The organism is Xylanibacter brevis ATCC 19188 (assembly GCF_000621725.1).
Classification (GTDB): Bacteria; Bacteroidota; Bacteroidia; order Bacteroidales; family Bacteroidaceae; genus Prevotella; species Prevotella brevis.
This window is the reverse complement of record NZ_JHXM01000012.1, coordinates 115,198-133,254: the sequence shown is the minus strand read 5'-3', so window position 1 is coordinate 133,254 and position 18,057 is coordinate 115,198. Positions and strand designations below refer to the sequence as shown.

The following is an 18,057-nucleotide window of genomic DNA, read 5'->3' as shown; positions in this document are numbered from 1 at the left end:
CCTTGGTCGTTTGCATATTATGTCGTATCTTTGTACCATAAAAACAAATAACTTAAAACAGATTCAATGAAGCAGAAACTCGTGTTGGCAGTAGCATTTCTCATGGTGTGTTTCACTGCCGAAGGTAAGAAAAAAACGCAAATTCAGGAGACATGGCCCAATGGCGAACCGATGGCCGCATGGTTTACAAACACTGCCAAGGTGGATGTGGAGACCCTCGGACGCAAATATATACTGACGGATTATGGCGTGCGTCAGGGCACTACCGACGTGCAAACCCGCGAGATACAAGCTGTGATCGACCGTGCTGCCACGAATGGAGGCGGCGTCATCGTTGTGCCTAAGGGCACGTTCTATTCCGGCAGTCTGTTTTTCAAGCAGGGCACGCACCTCTTGGTCGAAGAAGGGGGCGTCTTGAAAGGCTCAGATCGCATCCGCGATTTCGAGATTCGCGAGACGCGCATCGAGGGACAGGCCTGTCAATATTTTGTCGCACTGATTAATGCCGATGGTGTGGATGGATTTACCATTGCCGGCAAGGGCACCATCGATGGCAACGGACAAGACTATTGGCACGAGTTCTGGATTCGTCGCCAGTGGAACCCACAGTGCACCAACAAGGATGCTCAGCGCCCACGCTTGACCTATATCTCTAATTCAAAGAATGTGACCATCCAAGATGTGCGGCTCATCAATTCGCCTTTCTGGACCAATCATATCTACCGTTGCGACCACGTGCGCTACCTCGACCTCTATATCTATTCTGCAACCACAGGCATCAAGGGTCCTTCTACCGATGCCATCGATATCGATGTGTGCCACGATGTGGTGGTGCGCGGTTGCTATATGAACGTCAACGACGATGCCGTGGTGCTGAAGGGTGGCAAGGGCACCTTTGCCGACAAGGCACCCGAGAACGGTCCTTGCTATAATATCCTGGTGGAGAACTGCCATTATGGCACGGTGCACGGCTGTATGACGCTGGGCTCTGAGTCTGTGCACGACTGGAATGTGATCATGCGTCGCTGTCATACCGATAACACGCAGAATGTGTTGTGGCTGAAGATGCGCCCCGACACACCGCAGCACTACGAATATGTACGCGTGGAAGACTTCACCGGTCATTGCCGTAGCTTCCTGTTGGTGAAGCCCTGGACTCAGTTCTATCAGAAAGAAGAGCGTGAGGATATGCCCCTGTCGCAGTGTAATGACATCACTTTCAAGAACATCAACATGGACTGTGGCACCTTCTTTAACGTGGAAGGGTCTGACAAGTACGCACTGAAGAACTTCTCCTTCGAGAATATCAACGTGAAGGATGCTGCCAAGAAGAAAGCCTTCGAGAACCATCCCGTGGATCAGCTGACGCTGAAAAATGTGGTGGTGAATGGTGAGAGACGCTAAGTCTCTCTCATTCGCGGCATACATCTAATAACATACATAATCAACTATTACTATGAAACATCTATTAACGAAGGCCTCAATGGCCTTACTGCTGTCATTGACAGGTGTGGGCGCCTATGCCCAACAAACCATTCGGGGCACGGTGAAAGACGCCAACGGCGAACCGATGGTGGGTGTGACCGTGTCGGTGGGTAAGAGCGTTTGCTCGGTGACCGATATTGATGGTCACTTTGTGGTCAACGATGCTTCGCCATCCACCATTTTAAGCGTGACGTACATCGGTTTCAAGTCTCAAGCCATCAAGGTGGGTACCAAATCGAGGCTGGACATCATTCTGGAGGAAGACAACACGACACTCGAGGATGTGGTGGTCATCGGCTATGGCACGACGAAGCGTAAAGACCTGACAGGTGCCGTGGCTTCGGTCAGTGGCGCCAAGTTGGCTGCCAACCCAGTGGCTAATGTGGCCCAGGCCCTGCAAGGACAGTTGCCCGGCGTCAGCGTGTTCTCTCAAGACGGTCGCCCTGGTGCCACGATGAGTATCCGCGTGCGTGGCGGTGGGTCTATCACGCAGAGCAACGACCCGCTCTTTATCGTCGATGGTGTGCAGGTCAGCGACATCAGTGACATCCCTGCTGATAATATCGAGTCTATCGATGTGCTGAAAGACGGCGCATCCACGGCCATCTATGGTGCCCGTGGTGCTAATGGTGTGATCCTTGTGACCACCAAGGGAGCCACAGGCGATGGCAAAGCACGCGTTAAATATAATTTGTTTTATCAGGTCAAGGAGTCGGCTAAGACCCTCGACGTGATGAATGCTTATGACTATGTGCTTCACACCTGGAGCTATGCAAAGGCCTATGCCAACAACGAGGATGAGGGAATCGCAGAGTACTTCGGACTGGGATCTGCCTATGGCAATCATCTCAATGATTATAAGTCTGTGGGGGTTCACAATTACGTGAACGATGTGATGAGGACTGCAGGCTCGTGGAACCACGACCTGTCTCTCTCGGGTGGCAATCAGAACACGAAATACTATGCCACCGTGAGCTATTTGAAAGACGATGGCATTTGTGAGAAAACGGGTTTCCGTCGCTGGAGTGCCAACTTCAAAATCTCGCAGAAGATTACCAAAGACCTCACCTTCGATGCCAATCTGCGCTATGGCGATATGCGGTTCGATGGCACTAAGTTCGACTATACCGCAGGTAACAACGTCTATGGCTATCGTCCTGTTGATGCACCATTGGGAACGGATAACTCGGCCCTGCTGTCGATGGGCGGATCCAGTGTTGAGGCTAGCTTCTCTCCAACGGCCATCATCGACAATTACACACAGTTCACCACCCGACAGCGCGTGCGTGGCATCGGCACGTTGACATGGAACGTCCTGAAAGGACTCACGGCAAAAAGCGAACTGTCGCTGTCGCGCAACTGGAGTGAGACGCGCTATTGGGATGCGGGTCATTCTGTCAACCCCTATAATCAGGCCCAACTGACCAAGGGCGATGGCTATGGCTTGCGGTGGGCCACCACGTTGAACTACGATGTGCAGGGACTGGGTGACGACCATAAGCTGGCACTGTTGGCAGGCAACGAGATACTTGCGTCAAAGTCAAACAGTAGTCGTATCACTGGCGCTGGCTTCCCTTCTGAGTTCGACATGAAGACAGCCTTCGGTCTTATCCAGATGTATAACATGAAAGAAGCCTATCTGGATCAGACAAAACAGGTGTCCGATTTCTATAATACACAAGGTGACCCTCGCCACACGGCATCGTGGTTTGCCCGTTTGAACTATGACTTCCGTGGTCGCTATCTTTTCAATGCCACGCTGCGTGCCGATGGCAGTTCTAACTTCGCTCCCCACCATCATTGGGGCTATTTCCCGTCTGTGGCTATGGGATGGCGCATCAGCGACGAACCCTTCATGGCGTCTGCTCGTGGGTGGCTCGACAATCTGAAGCTGCGTCTCAGTTATGGCACATCGGGAAATGATGATATCGACGCCTCGCTGTGGAAAGAGTATTGGGTGCCGGAGATAACGTGGAATGGCGATAAGCGTACCATCACGTTCAAGCCTGGTGAGATCCTGGCCAATCCCGATCTAAAGTGGGAGACCACCATCAGTCGTAATGTGGGCGTGGACTACAGTTTCTGGAACGGCAAACTGCGTGGCTCTGTTGAGGCTTACTGGAATAACACCAAGGACATCCTGATGAAGGTGCCCGTGGCAGAGACAACTGGTCATAGCTATCAATACCAGAACGTAGGTGAGACCACCAATCGCGGTCTGGAACTGGCTTTGTTCTACGAGATCGTTCGCTCAAAGGATTTCAACCTGAGTATTAATGCCACCTATAATTACAACAGAAACCGGGTGGAGCATGTCGTGGAAGGTGTTAATGCAGACACCAACACCAATTGGGGTTCAACCACGAAGAGACCCTATAACGACTATATCATTCGCCAAGGCGAACCAGTGGGTACCATTCTAGGCTTTAAGTCTGCCGGCTTCTATACCGTCGATGACTTTGATGTAGTCAATGGCGTTTGGACCTTGAAGCCTGGCGTGCCTGATATCCAGGGCGTGGTGAACTACAGTGGAGGCCAGTATTTTAATCGCCCTGACGGACAGACGGCCTTCCCCGGCATGGTGCGGTTTGCCGATACAGACCAGAGCGGCACAGTGACCGAGGACGATGTGACCATCATCGGTCATGCCATGCCGCAGCACACGGGTGGTGTGAACCTGAATGCCAACTACAAGGGCTTCGATGCCAGCGTGGGCTTCACCTATCAGATTGGTGGCGATGTCTATAATGCCAATGCCATGCATTCCATGATGGGCAATAAGAACACCAGCTACGGCTGGAACCGTCTGGCTTTTGTGGCCGACTGCTATCGTATTCTTGACGTGGATGCCAACGGTGACCTGCAGCCCGTCACCGAACCACTTGCGCTCTCTGCGTTGAATAGCGGTGCCAAGCATGCACTGCCTTATTGTGAATATGGCGTGGTGTCGTCTGAGTTTATTGAGGATGCCAGCTATTTGCGCCTCAATACGCTCACGCTGGGCTATACGCTGCCAAAGACGCTGACCAAGAAAGTCGGTGTTTCCCAGTTGCGTGTTTACGTCACAGGAGGCAATCTGTTCTGTCTCTCTGGCTATAAAGGTGTTGACCCCGATGTGAATACGCGTCCAGACGGACAGAACGGTTTCCCCGTTCCTAACTACGACTGGAACGCCTATCCACGTGCTCGCACCTATACTTTCGGACTAAATGTGGCATTTTAATTTTTGGGAGGAATGATGATGAAAAGAACAATAGTATATGCTGCAATATATGCAGCGGGAATGCTGACAGTGGCTTCTTCCTGTAGCGATTTTCTTGAGACCGACTCTCCATCGAAGGTCGATGCCGCCTTTGTCTTCTCTACCAGCGAGACAGCGCGTGCAGCCCTCGAGGGCGCCTATGCCGCATGGATCGATGTGGCGCAAAACAGGGTGTTTGGCGATGGACTTTTCTATGCCTCTGATGTGGCGGGAAGCGACATCGAGCGTCATCCGGAGAAGTTTGAGTCGCAGCCCGGTCGCCACTATCCTGAGTGCTTCTATCAGAATGGCACTTATGCCGGCAGTTACGCTTTGCTTTCCTATCAGAAAGAGAATGATACTTATGCCAAACTCTATTCCGTAATCAACAAGGCAAACATTGTGATACAGTCTATCCGCTCGTCCGACAGCTATGACCAGATGCTGGCCGATGGAAAGGCGTGTACCATGGGCCAACTCTATGGCGAGGCGGTGGCGCTGAAAGCCACGGCCTATCGCGAGTTGCTGAAGTATTTTGGCGACGTGCCTTATCTCAGTGGCAAGGCTACGGATTCGGGCAACCTCTGTGGGCGCGACTCTATCTATGATGTGGTGCTCGACGAACTCCAGCAGGTTGTGCCTGTCATGTATCGTTTGGGCAGCATACCTGGCGTCACGGGTAAGAACTACTTCTCACGTACTTATGTCGAAGGACTCATCGGTCGCATCGCCCTGGAGGCAGGCGGCTATCAGACTCGCCGTGGCGACCTCTCGCCACGCACCGACGGCAAGGGACAGGTACTGACCTTCGAAACGATGGGACGCGAAACCAATGGGGCAGCCTACGGGCGCCGCACAGACTATCTGACGTACTATAAACTGGCTCAGCATTACTTCAAAGAAGTGATAGCGCAGCCTGGTTCGGCTGTCTTTCACACCACCGATCCGCGTAAGTCGGATAAGGGCCGCGTCTATGACAATCCCTACCAGTACTTCTTCCAGCAGATGCACGACAGCGATGATGGCTTTGCCGATGAAAGCATCTATGAGGTAGCTATCGCACAAGGCACTAGCGATGATGCTCGTCCTTATAGTTTCGGACGTCCTACCACCGGCAATAAGACAGACAACTTCCCGTGCAAGAACTACGGTCAGGGGCGCATCAATCCTGCTTTCTATTATGGCATGTTTGCACCTAACGACAAGCGCCGTGATGTTTGTTGCACCGTCACTGCCACCAATGGCGGTAAAGGCACCGAGATACTGCTTCCCTTCACGCCCGGTTCACAGGGAAAGGGTGGGGGCATCTCCTACAACAAATGGGATGAGAACCGCCAGGCTAAGGTGTGGACCTCCTATAATCGTAAGTCAGGCATCAACGGACCATACATGCGTCTTTCCGAGATTTATCTGGGATATGCTGAGGCTTGTGCTATGTTGGGCGATGATGTTGAAGCCAAGCAATACCTGACGATCATTCGTGATCGTGCTTTCCCCGCCGGTCAGGCTCGTGTTGATGAGTTTATTGCCAGTGAAGGCTCTCTGCTTGAAGCCGTCATCGATGAACGCGGGTTTGAGTTTGCCGGCGAGGGTGACCGTCGTCAGGTGCTCATCCGCACAGGACTGATCGGTAAGAAGATCAAGGCCATCAAGCAGCTCACCAAGCAGATGATGGATGGACTGGAGGCCGATGGCTATTATCGTTTTGAGAATGGCAATGTGATCTCTTCTCAGGTATATACGAAGTCAGTAGATGGCAATGCCGTTCTTGGCCATAGACTGACGGCGCAGTGCCCTGCAGGCAAGGAGGATGACCCGCTGCTCTTCCCTGGTTGGCGTGGCGTCAAAGACGACTGGAGTAGCTACGGCTTGGTGGTCGATGCTTCTTATGCCCCCAACCTGGCCATCCGTGGTCTCTTTACACCCCTCACTGATGCCGAGAAGATAGCGCTCGAGGCTGATGGCTATAAAGCCCAGGATTGGGGAAAGACCCTGATCGAGAATCGCGACGAATACGATAAGTACTTGTTCTATGAATACGACTGTGAGTCGGCCCCCATCCACTACTGGCCTTTCACGCCCAACGTGCTTAGCAACGGTGGTTTCAAGAATGGGTATGGCTTTAAAAACAAGTAATCGTTTCTCGCGCTTACCTTAATATAATATAAATATAAGCGTGCCAAATTGTCAGCAAAGACATTTTGGCACGCTTTTCGCTTACATTCTGGCAGAACAAAATATTATTCAAAATTAAAACATATAGTTATGAACATTAAACCATTAGCAGACCGCGTGCTCGTATTGCCTGCACCGGCTGAAGAGAAAATCGGTGGAATTATTATTCCTGACACAGCAAAAGAGAAACCCCTTCGTGGTCTTATCAAGGCCGTAGGTAAGGGTACCAAGGACGAAGAGATGATCCTGAAGGAAGGCGACGAAGTTCTCTATGGAAAATATAGCGGAACCGAAATCGAACTCGATGGTGAGAAGTTCCTGATGATGCGTCAGAGCGATGTGCTCGCTGTGATTGAGAAGTAAGAATTGAAAAATTGAAGAATTGAAAAATTGAAGTATCATGGCAAAAGAGATTAAATTCAATATGGACGCCCGCGATGCTATGAAGCAGGGCGTTGACCAGTTGGCTAATGCAGTAAAGGTTACCCTTGGTCCTAAGGGTCGTAACGTGGTTATCGAGAAGAAGTTCGGTGCTCCTCAGATTACTAAGGACGGTGTGTCTGTAGCTAAGGAGATTGAGCTCGAGGACCACTTCGAGAACACTGGCGCACAGCTCGTAAAGAGCGTTGCTTCTAAGACTGGTGACGATGCCGGTGATGGTACAACAACTGCTACTATCCTGGCTCAGGCTATCGTTTCTGAGGGTCTGAAGAACGTCACTGCAGGTGCTAACCCCATGGATCTGAAGCGTGGTATCGACAAGGCCGTGAAGGCTGTTACCGACTTCATCGCCAAGAGCGCTGAGCAGGTAGGTGACAACTACGATAAGATCGAGCAGGTGGCCACTGTTTCTGCCAACAACGATAAGGAGATCGGTGAACTGCTGGCTGAGGCTATGCGTAAGGTTTCTAAGGATGGTGTCATCACTATCGAGGAGAGCAAGAGCCGCGACACACATATCGGTGTTGTTGAGGGTATGCAGTTCGACCGTGGCTATCTGTCAGCTTACTTCGTTACAGACAGCGAGAAGATGGAGTGCGCTATGGAGAACCCCTATATCCTTATCTATGACAAGAAGATTTCTAACATCAAGGAGTTCCTGCCCATCCTGCAGCCCGCTGCAGAGAGCGGCCGTCCTTTGCTGATCATTGCTGAGGATGTTGACTCTGAGGCTTTGACCACACTGGTAGTAAACCGTCTGCGTGGTGGTCTGAAGATTTGCGCTGTCAAGGCTCCTGGCTTTGGCGATCGTCGTAAGGCTATGCTCGAGGATATCGCCGTTCTGACAGGTGGTACCGTTATCAGCGAGGAGAAGGGCTTGAAGTTGGAGCAGGCTACACTCGAGATGCTGGGCACCTGCGAGAAGCTGACCGTTACTAAGGACAACACCACCATCGTTAATGGTGCTGGCGACTCTCAGGCTATCAAGGATCGTATCAACCAGATCAAGGCTGAGATCGAGAATACTACTTCTTCTTACGATAAAGAGAAGCTGCAGGAGCGTCTGGCTAAGCTGTCAGGTGGCGTAGCTGTTCTCTACGTAGGTGCTAATAGCGAGGTAGAGATGAAGGAGAAGAAGGATCGTGTTGACGATGCACTCTGCGCTACACGTGCTGCTATCGAAGAGGGTGTTGTAGCAGGTGGTGGTACCACTTACATCCGCGCACTCGACGTACTGGCCGACCTGAAGGGCGACAATGCCGACGAGCAGACTGGTATCAACATCATCAAGCGTGCCATCGAGGAGCCTCTGCGCCAGATCGTGACCAACGCTGGTGGCGAGGGTGCCGTAGTTGTTCAGAAGGTTCGTGAGGGTAAGGGTGACTTCGGTTACAATGCCCGCCTCGACAAGTACGAAGATATGCGTGCTGCAGGTGTTATCGATCCTGCTAAGGTTTCTCGTGTAGCTCTCGAGAACGCCGCTTCTATCGCTGGCATGTTCCTGACCACCGAGTGCCTCATCTGCGACAAGCCCGAGAAGGAGCCTGCCATGCCAATGGGTGGCGCTCCAGGAATGGGCGGCATGATGTAAGTCTATAAGAATGAGTATGTAAGGCGTTTTGCCAACTCAACTTTACAAAAGGCGAAAGAAAAGTTCAAGACTTCTCTTTCGCCTTGATTTATATCAAAATCCAAAGTTTTTTGTGTCAAAAAGTTTGGTTCGTAAGAATAATGTTCGTACTTTTGCATCAGAAAAGATATTTTTTTGATTTGTTTTAGTAGATTAGTTTTTAAGTAGTTTGTTTTTGGAGCTGGTTGTCGTGAGACAGCCGGCTTTTTTTATGCTCTTCTTTTTGCAAGAATCAAATAAAACTATTACCTTTGTCGCATAAATCATGAAATCAGTAGCATGCATCAACTATTAGAACTCTATAAACAGTGGCGAGGCGAGGAACCTGCCGTCACCAGTCAGTTGCCTGTGGCTGGTAGCAACCGTATTTATTATCGTATGACGGATGGCGAAGGACAAAGCGTTGTGGGGTGTATTGGCACCAGTCGCGACGAGAATCATGCCTTCATCTATTTGGCACGCCATTTCTCCAAGCGCCAGTTGCCTGTTCCGCAGGTGTTGGCCGTCAGCGAAGACGAGTTGCGCTATCTGCAAACAGACTTAGGTTCGGTTTCTCTTTTCGATGCCATTCGTGGTGGTCGCGAGGCAGGTGGTCGTTATACGCTGAAAGAGCAGGAACTGCTGAAAGCCACCATTCGCGAACTGCCCAATGTGCAGTTTCGTGGTGCCCGCGAACTGGACTTCTCCAACTGTTATCCTCAGCCGGAATTCAATATCGAAGGGGTGCTCTTTGATCTCAACTACTTTAAGTATTGCTTTCTGAAAGCCACCGAGCTCGACTTCCATGAGCTGAAGCTCGAGGCAGACTTCCGTCTGCTGGCTAAAGATCTCACGGCAGAGAAGTGTGACAGTTTTCTCTATCGCGACTTTCAGGCGCGTAATGTCATGTTGACAGACGGGAAACCATACTTTATTGATTTCCAGGGAGGCCGTCGCGGACCTTTCTATTATGATCTGGCCTCGTTCTTGTGGCAGGCCTCTGCCCGTTATCCCGACAAACTGCGTAATGAACTCCTTGACGACTACTACGAGGCAGCCCAGCAGTTTATAGAGATGCCCAAGCGCGAGGTCTTTGCCAGTCGTTTACAGCTCTTCGTGTTCTTCCGCACACTACAGGTGCTGGGTGCCTATGGCTTCCGTGGCTATTTCGAGCGCAAACAGCATTTCATAGACAGCATTCCGCCTGCCATTCAGAACCTGCGTGAGCTTCTACAAACGGCAGATTTCCAATATCCCTATCTGGTTTCGCTGTTGCGCAAACTCACCGAGTTGCCACGCTTCCAGCGCATAGAAGTGCCAGCCCCTCGTTCTGATGGCTATAAGACCACCGACAACAACCCCTATAAGGCGCATCCCAAGGATGGTCCAGCCACATTCTCAAAATACGATGGCAAAGGACCTTTGGTCGTGAAGGTCTTCAGTTTCTCGTATCGAAAGGGAATCCCCGAGGACGAGAGCGGCAATGGTGGCGGCTATGTCTTCGACTGTCGCTCTACCCACAACCCCGGCCGTTATGAGCCCTATAAGCAGCTGACCGGTCTTGACGAGCCAGTGATTCGTTTCCTTGAAGACGATGGCGAGATACTGACATTCCTGGAGAGTGTCTATAAACTGGCTGATGCGCATGTAGAGCGTTACATCCAGCGTGGCTTTACTTCTTTAATGTTCTCGTTTGGCTGTACCGGCGGACAGCATCGCAGCGTATATAGTGCCCAGCATCTGGCAGAGCACATCCATCAGCAGTTTGGTGTTGAAGTGCGCATCTGTCATCGCGAACAGAACATCCGTCAGACACTTGAAGCAAAACAATAACTCATTGAGTCCACTTTCTTGTGGGCTCAATCTTTTTTTATATAACAATGAAAAAACTACTTACACTAATCATTCTGTTCCTGACACCATTTGCCATTATGGCACAGTCGGAACAAGTAAGCACCGTAGCCAATGGCCGTGTGCAGGAGTTATGGATTGACAATGGCAGTCGCCACATCTATGGCGAACTCTTCACGCCTGCCGTCACAGGAAAAAAGGCACCGATAGCCATCATCGCCCATGGCTTTAATGGCTCTTTCGATTATGGTCGTCATTATTTCGACGTGATGAGTCGCAAAGGCTATCAGTGCTACACCTTCGATTTCCCGTGTGGTTCGGTGCGTAGCCGTTCCGACAACAACACCCTCAACATGTCTATCCTTGACGAGGTGAGCGATCTTCGTGCCATCGTGAAGTACTTCCGCAGTCAGGGCCACCGCCACATTGTGCTCGTTGGCGAGAGTCAGGGCGGACTGGTGTCGGCACTGACCGCTGCCGAACTGAAAGGGCAGGTGAGCCAGCTGGTGCTGGTCTATCCAGCCCTGTGCATCCCCGACAACTGGCGCCAGTATTATCCGCAGGTAGAAGCCATCCAGGACGTCACCGAACTGTGGGGCGTCAAGATGGGACGTCGCTTCTTTGAGGAAATACACGACATGCATCCTTTGGACATCATCGGCAAATATCGTGGTCCTGTACTGATTGTTCAGGGCGACCAGGACCGCATCGTGTCTATGGACGACTCACGTCGGGCGCAGCAGCTCTACCGCAAGGGCACCCGTCTGCACGTCATCCCCGGTGCTGGTCATGGCTTCAAACCTCACGAGTTCCAGCAGGAAGTCGAACAGCTGGAATTATTTCTAAAATAGTCCAGACGTGTGAGGCCTGGACTGTCCTGTTGACAGGTAATCGATGATGCTTTTGGTCTTGTCGATAAAGAAAAAAGGAAGATATCTTGGAAATATTGTAGAATTGTTTTACTTTTGCAAGGAGAAAATCATTAATGTCACACGAAAATACTGTTGATATGAAAAAACTTTTGGTAATCGGAGCAATGGTGCTGGGCACCATGCAGTCCATGGCACAAAATGTGGCGCAGACCTCTGCGCAAGATGTACAACTTGCTACAATGCAACAGACGGTTCAGGCAGACGACAACGATGGAAACGGTCTGCTTCCCAACGTGTTCAACCATCTGGGCGTTGGCGTCGGCATTGGTGTAATGAATGGTTTGAGCTTCGAATTGGCTACACCGGCAACACGCTTCCTGGCTCTTCGTGCTGGCTATAACTTCCTGCCGAAGCTGAAGATGGATGTGGATTTCGATACGGATTTCGCCGATTTGAACAGCACGGTGCAAAACAGTCCCGAGTTCAAGGATTATCAGATTCCAAACGAGATTACCGTAGAGGGCAAGCTCAACATGGGAACAGCCCATGTGTTGGTCGATGTCTATCCCTTCCAGCTCAGCAGTTTCCGTGTTACCCTTGGTGCCTACTTCGGTGCCGATAAGATTATCAAGGTGTATAACAAGAATGAGGGCGAGCTGATGGGCGTCACCCGTTGGAATAATGATAGTCAGGACCTCACTAAACTGGTTGCCCTCCGTGCTATGAACGGCGGTAAGCTGGATAAAGTTGGTTTCGACATGGGCGACTATTTCCTGGAGCCTGATGCCAATGGTAACCTGGAGGCCAGTATCAAGGTGAAGAACTTCCGTCCGTACCTGGGCGTGGGCTTTGGTCGTGCGGTTCCCCGATATAGCCGTGTGACTTGCAACTTCGATCTGGGTGTACAGTTCTGGGGCAGCCCCGAAGTTTATCTGCATGGTGCCAACGGCGACGAAAAGCTACAATCGTCTGACCTCTCTGGCGAAGGCAGCAAAGCCGTAGAGATACTCAGTAAAGTAAAGGTGTGCCCCATGATGAGTCTGCGTATTGTGGGTCGTATTTTCTAAAAGAAAAACCGCCATCCTCACGGACAGCGGTAAAATTTATGAAAAAACTAAATGTTAAGTTTGAAATATTAATGCACTAATGATATCCCATCATCAGATATGGTGATAAGCCGACGGCGGTACAAATCGCCGACTGCCTTTTTAAATGCTTTCTTTGACACCTTGAAACGGTCGCTGATTAGTTCCGCCGGACTATTGTCCGACAGTTCGCAGTGGCCGTTGTTCTCGTAGAGATAGCGCAACAGTACCTCTGCAAACTCCAGCGTGTGCTGGCGTCCGGTGGGCTGCAGCGTGATGTCTATCTTGCCGTCCTGGCGCACATGGTCTATGTAGGCCGTCAGGCGGTCGCCGGTGTGCAGTGGCTGGAACACCTGATTCTCGAAGATCAGTCCCTGATACTTGTTGTTGATAATGCACTTGAAGCCCAGGTCGGTCTTCTGCCAGATGAGGCAGTCGCACGTGTCGCCATGCTTCATCAGGTCGCCCTTGGCCGTTTTCTCTGTAGCCTCCTCCGTGTTTGACTTGGCAGCTGCCTGACTGATGTACTTATCTACCTTGGCGGTGGCCATCAGACGGTGGCTCTCCTCGTCTTCTTTCACATAGACGATGTAGTGCTTGCCCACCTCCATGCGCTGTTTCTGTTCGCGGAAAGGACAGAAAAGATCCTTCTGAAGTCCCCATTTCATGAAGGCGCCATACTTGTTGATCCATGCCACTTCAAGACAGGCAAACTCGCCAACGATGGCCAGTGGCGTCTCGGTGGTGGCCACGGTGCGCTCTTCCTGATCCAGATAGACGAACACCCTGATCTCGTCGCCTATCTTCATCTGTGGTGTCACATAGCCCTTGGGCAACAGAATTTCGCCCTCGTCGCCTCCGTCCAGATACAGGCCGAAGTCCACGCGCTTCACGATTTTCAGCGTGTTGTAGTTTCCTAGTTGTATCATATCGTTCCTCCTTCTTCTTCTCCTCCTTGAGCTACTATTTCCAGGAGTCCGTCTTTCATGTGGATGGTGCGGTCGGTCAGCGTGGCCAGTTCCTCGTCGTGGGTCACGATGACAAATGTCTGTCCGAACTTGTCGCGCAGGTCGAAGAACAGCTGGTGCAGTTCGGCCTTGTTCTTAGAGTCGAGCGAACCGCTGGGCTCGTCGGCCAGAATCACCGCTGGGTTGTTGACCAGCGCACGAGCCACGGCAACGCGCTGTTTCTCGCCGCCCGACAGCTCTGCAGGCTTATGACTGGCGCGCTCAGAGAGTCCCATGAACTGCAGCAGTTCCAGGGCGCGTTCCTTTGCCTCTTTGTTCGATCGTCCGGCAATGTAGGCCGGTATCATGATGTTTTCAAGAGCTGTGAACTCGGGCAGCAGCTGGTGAAACTGGAATACAAATCCCAGATGACGGTTGCGGAAGTCTGACAGCTGTTTCTGGCTGAGTGTGGTGGTGTCGATGCCATCCACGCACACCGTACCACTGTCAGGACGGTCCAGTGTACCCATGATTTGCAGCAGCGTGGTCTTTCCAGCACCGCTGGGGCCCACAATGCTCACCACCTCGCCTTTCGCAATGTCGAGGTCGATGCCTTTCAGCACTTGTAGTGAGCCAAAACTCTTGGTGATATTTCTTAATTTAATCATTGTTCTTTGGTGCCTTTCTTGCGGTGTGAATCCAGCGCGAGAGCATGTCATAGACGCTGTTCTCCTCGTAGTGCTGTGCCTCGGTGAAGCTCATGCTGTCTTCCTTCGTGTCGCCATACTGGTCGGGGAAGATGATCATGAGGTTGGTGCCGGCAAAGTATTGTGTCAGCTCGTCGGGCAGTCGCTCTAAGGCGTTTTTATAACTGATAGTACCCTTACGGGCAGTGATGACGATGAAGAGCTGGTCCTTGCCGATGCCGGCAGCCAGCTTGGGCAACTCATTCCAGTGGCCCATCGGGGTGTATTCTCCACGTACGTGTGGGTGAACATTATTGATGTATTGTGCTATGAGCGACAACGACTCCTGGCGTCCGTGAAACTGTATGCGGCAGTCCAACTGTCCGGCCAGGCGGCACACGCGCTCCAGCCAGCGATGGAAGCCCGGCTCAAACTCTGCGCGCGAGGGCACGGCCACCTGTATGCGGCGCAGTGTGCTCAGTGGCTGTTCAAAACGAGTCAGCACGATTTGTCGGTTCAGTCCGTTGTAGAGGCTTTGTATGAACTCGCCCCAGAACTTAGGCGACACCTCCGTATGCACGTGCATGCCCATCACAATCTCCGAGCATCCAAACTCGCGGAAGGCATGTTTGATGCCGTTGGCAATGTTGGTGGCCAATCGCACCTGCGTCTGCATCATCACCTCCGAGGCGCTGGCCTGTCGCTCCAGCTGTTCCAGCAGTCGCAGTCCCTGTTCGCGCTCCACAGCACTGTTCTGTCCGTCGTACACCACGTTCAGTGCCACCAGTCCGCGGCTCAGCTTCTCGTTGCGCATCAGCAGCGACAGATAGACCAGTTGTGGCGCAATTTCGGGGTATTTCACGCAGACCAGTATCTTCTCGTCGTCGTGCTGCGGCTTGTGGTCTATGTCCAGGTTCAGCTTCTCGCGGAAGATGATCTCCTTGGCGGCCTTGTCGGTCATCATGGTCGAGACGATACAGGTGACCAGTATCATCAGTACCACGCCGTTCAGCATCTCGTTGTTCACCAGCATCACCCCCGGCGCCACTTCGATGCGCATGCCCACCATGGTCATGGCGATGGCGCCAGCAGCATGGGCCGATGTCAGTCCGAACATCATGTGGCCCTCGGCTTTGGGCAGACGGAAGATGATGGCCGAGGTATAGGCGGCCAGTGCTTTTCCAAACGTGCCAAAGAAGGCGATGAGCAGCACGATGCCTATCACCTGAGCGCTGTCGAGCACAGAGTGTAGGTCAATGAGCATGCCCACACCAATCAGAAAGTAGGGGATGAACAGTGCGTTGCCAATGAACTCGATACGGTTCATCAGCGGCGACACATGGGGTATGTATCTGTTCAGTATCAAACCCGAGAAGAAGGCGCCGAAGATGCCTTCCAGTCCAATCAGACTTGACAGTGCTGCGCTGAGGAACATCACCGCCATGATGAAGATGTACTGCATCACGCGGTCGCTATAGCGGCGCAGGAAGTAGCGCGTCAGTCGCGGTATCAGGTAGATGCAGCCGGCCATATAGACCGCCAGTTTTACTGCAAACAGCAGCCAGAACACCACGCCACTGTTCTCGTCGAACGTGCCCACCAGCGCAGCCAGCATCACCAGCGACAGAAACAGCGATATCATCGACGAGCCCACGCTGAGCATCACGCTCGAGTTGCGCTGCAGACCGTAGCGCCCTATGATGGGGTAGGCTATCAGCGTGTTGGATGCCATGATGCAGCCCAGCAGAAACGAAGCCTTGCCGCTGTAGCCCAGCAGCGTCATTGACATCACGTAGGTGAGCATCAGCGGGATGACGCACGTCAGCAGTCCAAAGATGATGAAGCGCTTGGTGTTCTTCTTCACGCTCTCCAGGTCCATCTCCAGTCCGGCCAGGAACATGATGTAGAAGATGCCCACGCGCCCAAACAGCTCGAACGACTCGTCGCGCTGCAGCACGTTGAGTCCGTAGGGACCTATCAGGATACCAGCCAGCACCATGCCGATAATGTGCGGGATGCGCAATTTACCCATGATGATGGGTGCAAACAAGACAATCAGCAGCACCACGAAGAATATCAGCGTGGGGTCGGCAATGGGGAAATATGTGGCTAATAGTATCATTTCAAGTGCAAAGGTACGAATTATTGTTTAAATCTTTCCTGTTGCCACCATTTTTTTTCTTGTCAACAGAAATTATAAAGCAATAACAATGAAAAAAAAACCAATTATTCTTTGTATTTTGTATGTTTATTCGTAACTTTGCAGCCGAATTTTACGAACCAAATAAAAATTAAGCAAGATGAAAGTAGCTATTGTAGGTGCAAGTGGAGCAGTGGGACAGGAGTTCCTGAGACTGCTCGATGAGAGAAACTTCCCCATGGATGAACTGGTATTGTTTGGCTCCGAGCGTTCGGCTGGTCGTACATATAAGTTCCGTGGTAAGGATATCGAAGTGAAACTGCTGAAGCATGGCGACGATTTCAAGGATATTGATATCGCCTTCACATCGGCAGGTGCTGGCACCTCAAAAGAGTTTGCTGAAGACATCACCCGCTATGGCTGCGTGATGATCGACAACTCGAGTGCTTTCCGTATGGACGACGATGTGCCCTTGGTTGTGCCTGAGTGCAATGCTGAGGATGCGCTGAAGCGCCCCCGTGGCATCATTGCCAACCCCAACTGTACCACCATCATGATGGTAGTAGTGCTGCAGCCACTGGAGCAGCTGTCGCACATCAAGCGCATCCACGTCAGCTCTTACCAGAGCGCCAGTGGTGCCGGTGCCGCTGCTATGGCCGAACTGCAGCAGCAGTACAAAGAGATTGTGGAGACTGGCGAGGTGAAGACCATCAAGAAATTCCCCCACCAGCTGGCATACAATGTGATTCCCCAGATCGACGTGTTCCAGCCCAACGGCTATACCAAGGAAGAGATGAAGATGTACAACGAGACACGCAAGATTATGCATACCGATGCCAAGTGCTCGGCCATGTGTGTGCGCGTCAGCTCGCTGCGCTCTCACTCTGAGTCGGTGTGGATCGAGACCGAGGCACCCATCTCTGTCGAGGATGCCCAGAAAGCCATCGCTGCCGCTCCCGGCTGCACGCTGGTTGACGATCCCGCCACATTGACCTATCCCATGCCGCTGGAGACTGCCGGCAAGGACGATGTCTTCGTAGGTCGTGTGCGCAAAGACCTGGCCGACGAGAATGGCCTGACCTTCTGGCTCAGTGGCGACCAGATTCGCAAGGGTGCAGCCCTCAACGCTGTTCAGATTGGCGAGTACCTGGTGAAAGAGAAGGCTCTGCCTTGCTTCGCGTAAGGACGACATAATAGAATTATGTTGAGTAGATATACGTAGATAAAGGAAGGTAGCCGCTGTCCCTCTATCTCCTTTTATCTCCAAGTCAAGCGGAGCTTGAATGACATAAGAAAATAATAACTGAAACCTTTTATAAGAGTCTGGTGTTGCCAGAACTGCCGATGCTATCGGTGTTCTGAGAGCGCCAGACTTCTCTTTTCCTCTAGCTGCATCAGGGCCGTTGCGCTCCCCAATAGTGCCACTTTCGCCACCTAATAGTGGCACTATTAATTTGCAATAGTGCCACTTTTGACTCGCAATAGTGCCACTTTTGCTCCCGTTCTAGAGTCTAGATCGCACCAT

General features: G+C 51.8%; 12 protein-coding genes. 9 read left to right on the top strand and 3 right to left on the bottom strand.

Features of this window, described 5'->3' with window-relative positions; genetic code table 11:
* Positions 1 to 66: 66 nt before the first annotated feature.
* The 8 genes from T433_RS0108260 (at position 67) to T433_RS0108225 (ending at position 12,741) form a co-directional block, all read left to right on the top strand.
* A complete protein-coding gene (locus T433_RS0108260; protein ID WP_027455482.1) occupies positions 67 to 1,404 on the top strand; it encodes a rhamnogalacturonidase in 1,338 nt (445 codons plus the stop codon).
* Between the two features lie 52 nt (positions 1,405 to 1,456).
* Positions 1,457 to 4,708, top strand: a complete 3,252-nt coding sequence (locus tag T433_RS0108255; RefSeq protein WP_155808439.1) for a SusC/RagA family TonB-linked outer membrane protein — start codon at positions 1,457 to 1,459, stop codon at positions 4,706 to 4,708.
* 12 nt (positions 4,709 to 4,720) lie between these two features.
* The gene (locus T433_RS0108250; RefSeq protein WP_027455480.1) at positions 4,721 to 6,862 is read left to right on the top strand and encodes a RagB/SusD family nutrient uptake outer membrane protein; all 2,142 of its coding nucleotides are present in this window, start codon (positions 4,721 to 4,723) and stop codon (positions 6,860 to 6,862) included.
* 129 nt (positions 6,863 to 6,991) lie between these two features.
* A complete protein-coding gene (locus tag T433_RS0108245) occupies positions 6,992 to 7,264 on the top strand; it encodes a co-chaperone GroES (protein WP_027450228.1) in 273 nt (90 codons plus the stop codon).
* A 37-nt stretch (positions 7,265 to 7,301) separates the two neighbouring features.
* Entirely contained in the window at positions 7,302 to 8,933 is a 1,632-nt protein-coding gene (groL, locus tag T433_RS0108240) for a chaperonin GroEL (RefSeq protein WP_027450227.1), read from the top strand.
* Between the two features lie 318 nt (positions 8,934 to 9,251).
* On the top strand, positions 9,252 to 10,784 hold the full coding sequence (locus tag T433_RS0108235; protein ID WP_027455479.1) for a RapZ C-terminal domain-containing protein: 1,533 nt from the start codon (positions 9,252 to 9,254) through the stop codon (positions 10,782 to 10,784).
* Positions 10,785 to 10,831: 47 nt separating this feature from the next.
* A complete protein-coding gene (locus tag T433_RS0108230; protein WP_081778420.1) occupies positions 10,832 to 11,653 on the top strand; it encodes an alpha/beta hydrolase in 822 nt (273 codons plus the stop codon).
* A gap of 158 nt (positions 11,654 to 11,811) precedes the next feature.
* Positions 11,812 to 12,741 carry a hypothetical protein gene (locus T433_RS0108225; RefSeq protein ID WP_155808438.1) on the top strand — a complete coding sequence of 310 codons (930 nt, stop codon included), beginning with the start codon at positions 11,812 to 11,814 and terminating at the stop codon, positions 12,739 to 12,741.
* Between the two features lie 68 nt (positions 12,742 to 12,809).
* Here the strand turns inward: T433_RS0108225 and T433_RS0108220 are convergent, their stop codons facing one another.
* Genes T433_RS0108220 through T433_RS15005 form a run of 3 tightly spaced genes read right to left on the bottom strand, consistent with a single transcriptional unit; the run spans position 12,810 to position 16,514 of the window.
* The gene (locus tag T433_RS0108220) at positions 12,810 to 13,688 is read right to left on the bottom strand and encodes a CvfB family protein (RefSeq protein WP_027455476.1); all 879 of its coding nucleotides are present in this window, start codon (positions 13,686 to 13,688) and stop codon (positions 12,810 to 12,812) included.
* Positions 13,685 to 14,374, bottom strand: a complete 690-nt coding sequence (locus T433_RS0108215; protein WP_027455475.1) for an ABC transporter ATP-binding protein — start codon at positions 14,372 to 14,374, stop codon at positions 13,685 to 13,687. The genes T433_RS0108220 and T433_RS0108215 overlap by 4 nt, the downstream gene beginning before the upstream one ends.
* Positions 14,367 to 16,514 carry a cation:proton antiporter gene (locus T433_RS15005; RefSeq protein ID WP_044109495.1) on the bottom strand — a complete coding sequence of 716 codons (2,148 nt, stop codon included), beginning with the start codon at positions 16,512 to 16,514 and terminating at the stop codon, positions 14,367 to 14,369. The genes T433_RS0108215 and T433_RS15005 overlap by 8 nt, the downstream gene beginning before the upstream one ends.
* A 178-nt stretch (positions 16,515 to 16,692) precedes the next feature.
* Here T433_RS15005 and T433_RS0108205 point away from each other — a divergent pair, with 178 nt between their 5' ends.
* Positions 16,693 to 17,715: an aspartate-semialdehyde dehydrogenase gene (locus tag T433_RS0108205; RefSeq protein WP_027455474.1), complete on the top strand. Its 1,023-nt coding sequence runs from the start codon at positions 16,693 to 16,695 to the stop codon at positions 17,713 to 17,715.
* Positions 17,716 to 18,057: the final 342 nt, after the last annotated feature.

Bases quoted from the DNA above. Each gene is read 5' to 3' on its own strand.
- T433_RS0108225 (WP_155808438.1), top strand. From the start codon at position 11,812: ATGAAAAAACTTTTGGTAATCGGAGCAATGGTGCTGGGCACCATGCAG.
- T433_RS0108250 (WP_027455480.1), top strand. From the start codon at position 4,721: ATGATGATGAAAAGAACAATAGTATATGCTGCAATATATGCAGCGGGA.
- T433_RS0108220 (WP_027455476.1), bottom strand. From the start codon at position 13,688: ATGATACAACTAGGAAACTACAACACGCTGAAAATCGTGAAGCGCGTG.
- T433_RS0108235 (WP_027455479.1), top strand. From the start codon at position 9,252: ATGCATCAACTATTAGAACTCTATAAACAGTGGCGAGGCGAGGAACCT.
- T433_RS15005 (WP_044109495.1), bottom strand. From the start codon at position 16,514: ATGATACTATTAGCCACATATTTCCCCATTGCCGACCCCACGCTGATA.
- T433_RS0108260 (WP_027455482.1), top strand. From the start codon at position 67: ATGAAGCAGAAACTCGTGTTGGCAGTAGCATTTCTCATGGTGTGTTTC.
- T433_RS0108205 (WP_027455474.1), top strand. From the start codon at position 16,693: ATGAAAGTAGCTATTGTAGGTGCAAGTGGAGCAGTGGGACAGGAGTTC.
- T433_RS0108215 (WP_027455475.1), bottom strand. From the start codon at position 14,374: ATGATTAAATTAAGAAATATCACCAAGAGTTTTGGCTCACTACAAGTG.
- T433_RS0108230 (WP_081778420.1), top strand. From the start codon at position 10,832: ATGAAAAAACTACTTACACTAATCATTCTGTTCCTGACACCATTTGCC.
- T433_RS0108245 (WP_027450228.1), top strand. From the start codon at position 6,992: ATGAACATTAAACCATTAGCAGACCGCGTGCTCGTATTGCCTGCACCG.
- groL (WP_027450227.1), top strand. From the start codon at position 7,302: ATGGCAAAAGAGATTAAATTCAATATGGACGCCCGCGATGCTATGAAG.
- T433_RS0108255 (WP_155808439.1), top strand. From the start codon at position 1,457: ATGAAACATCTATTAACGAAGGCCTCAATGGCCTTACTGCTGTCATTG.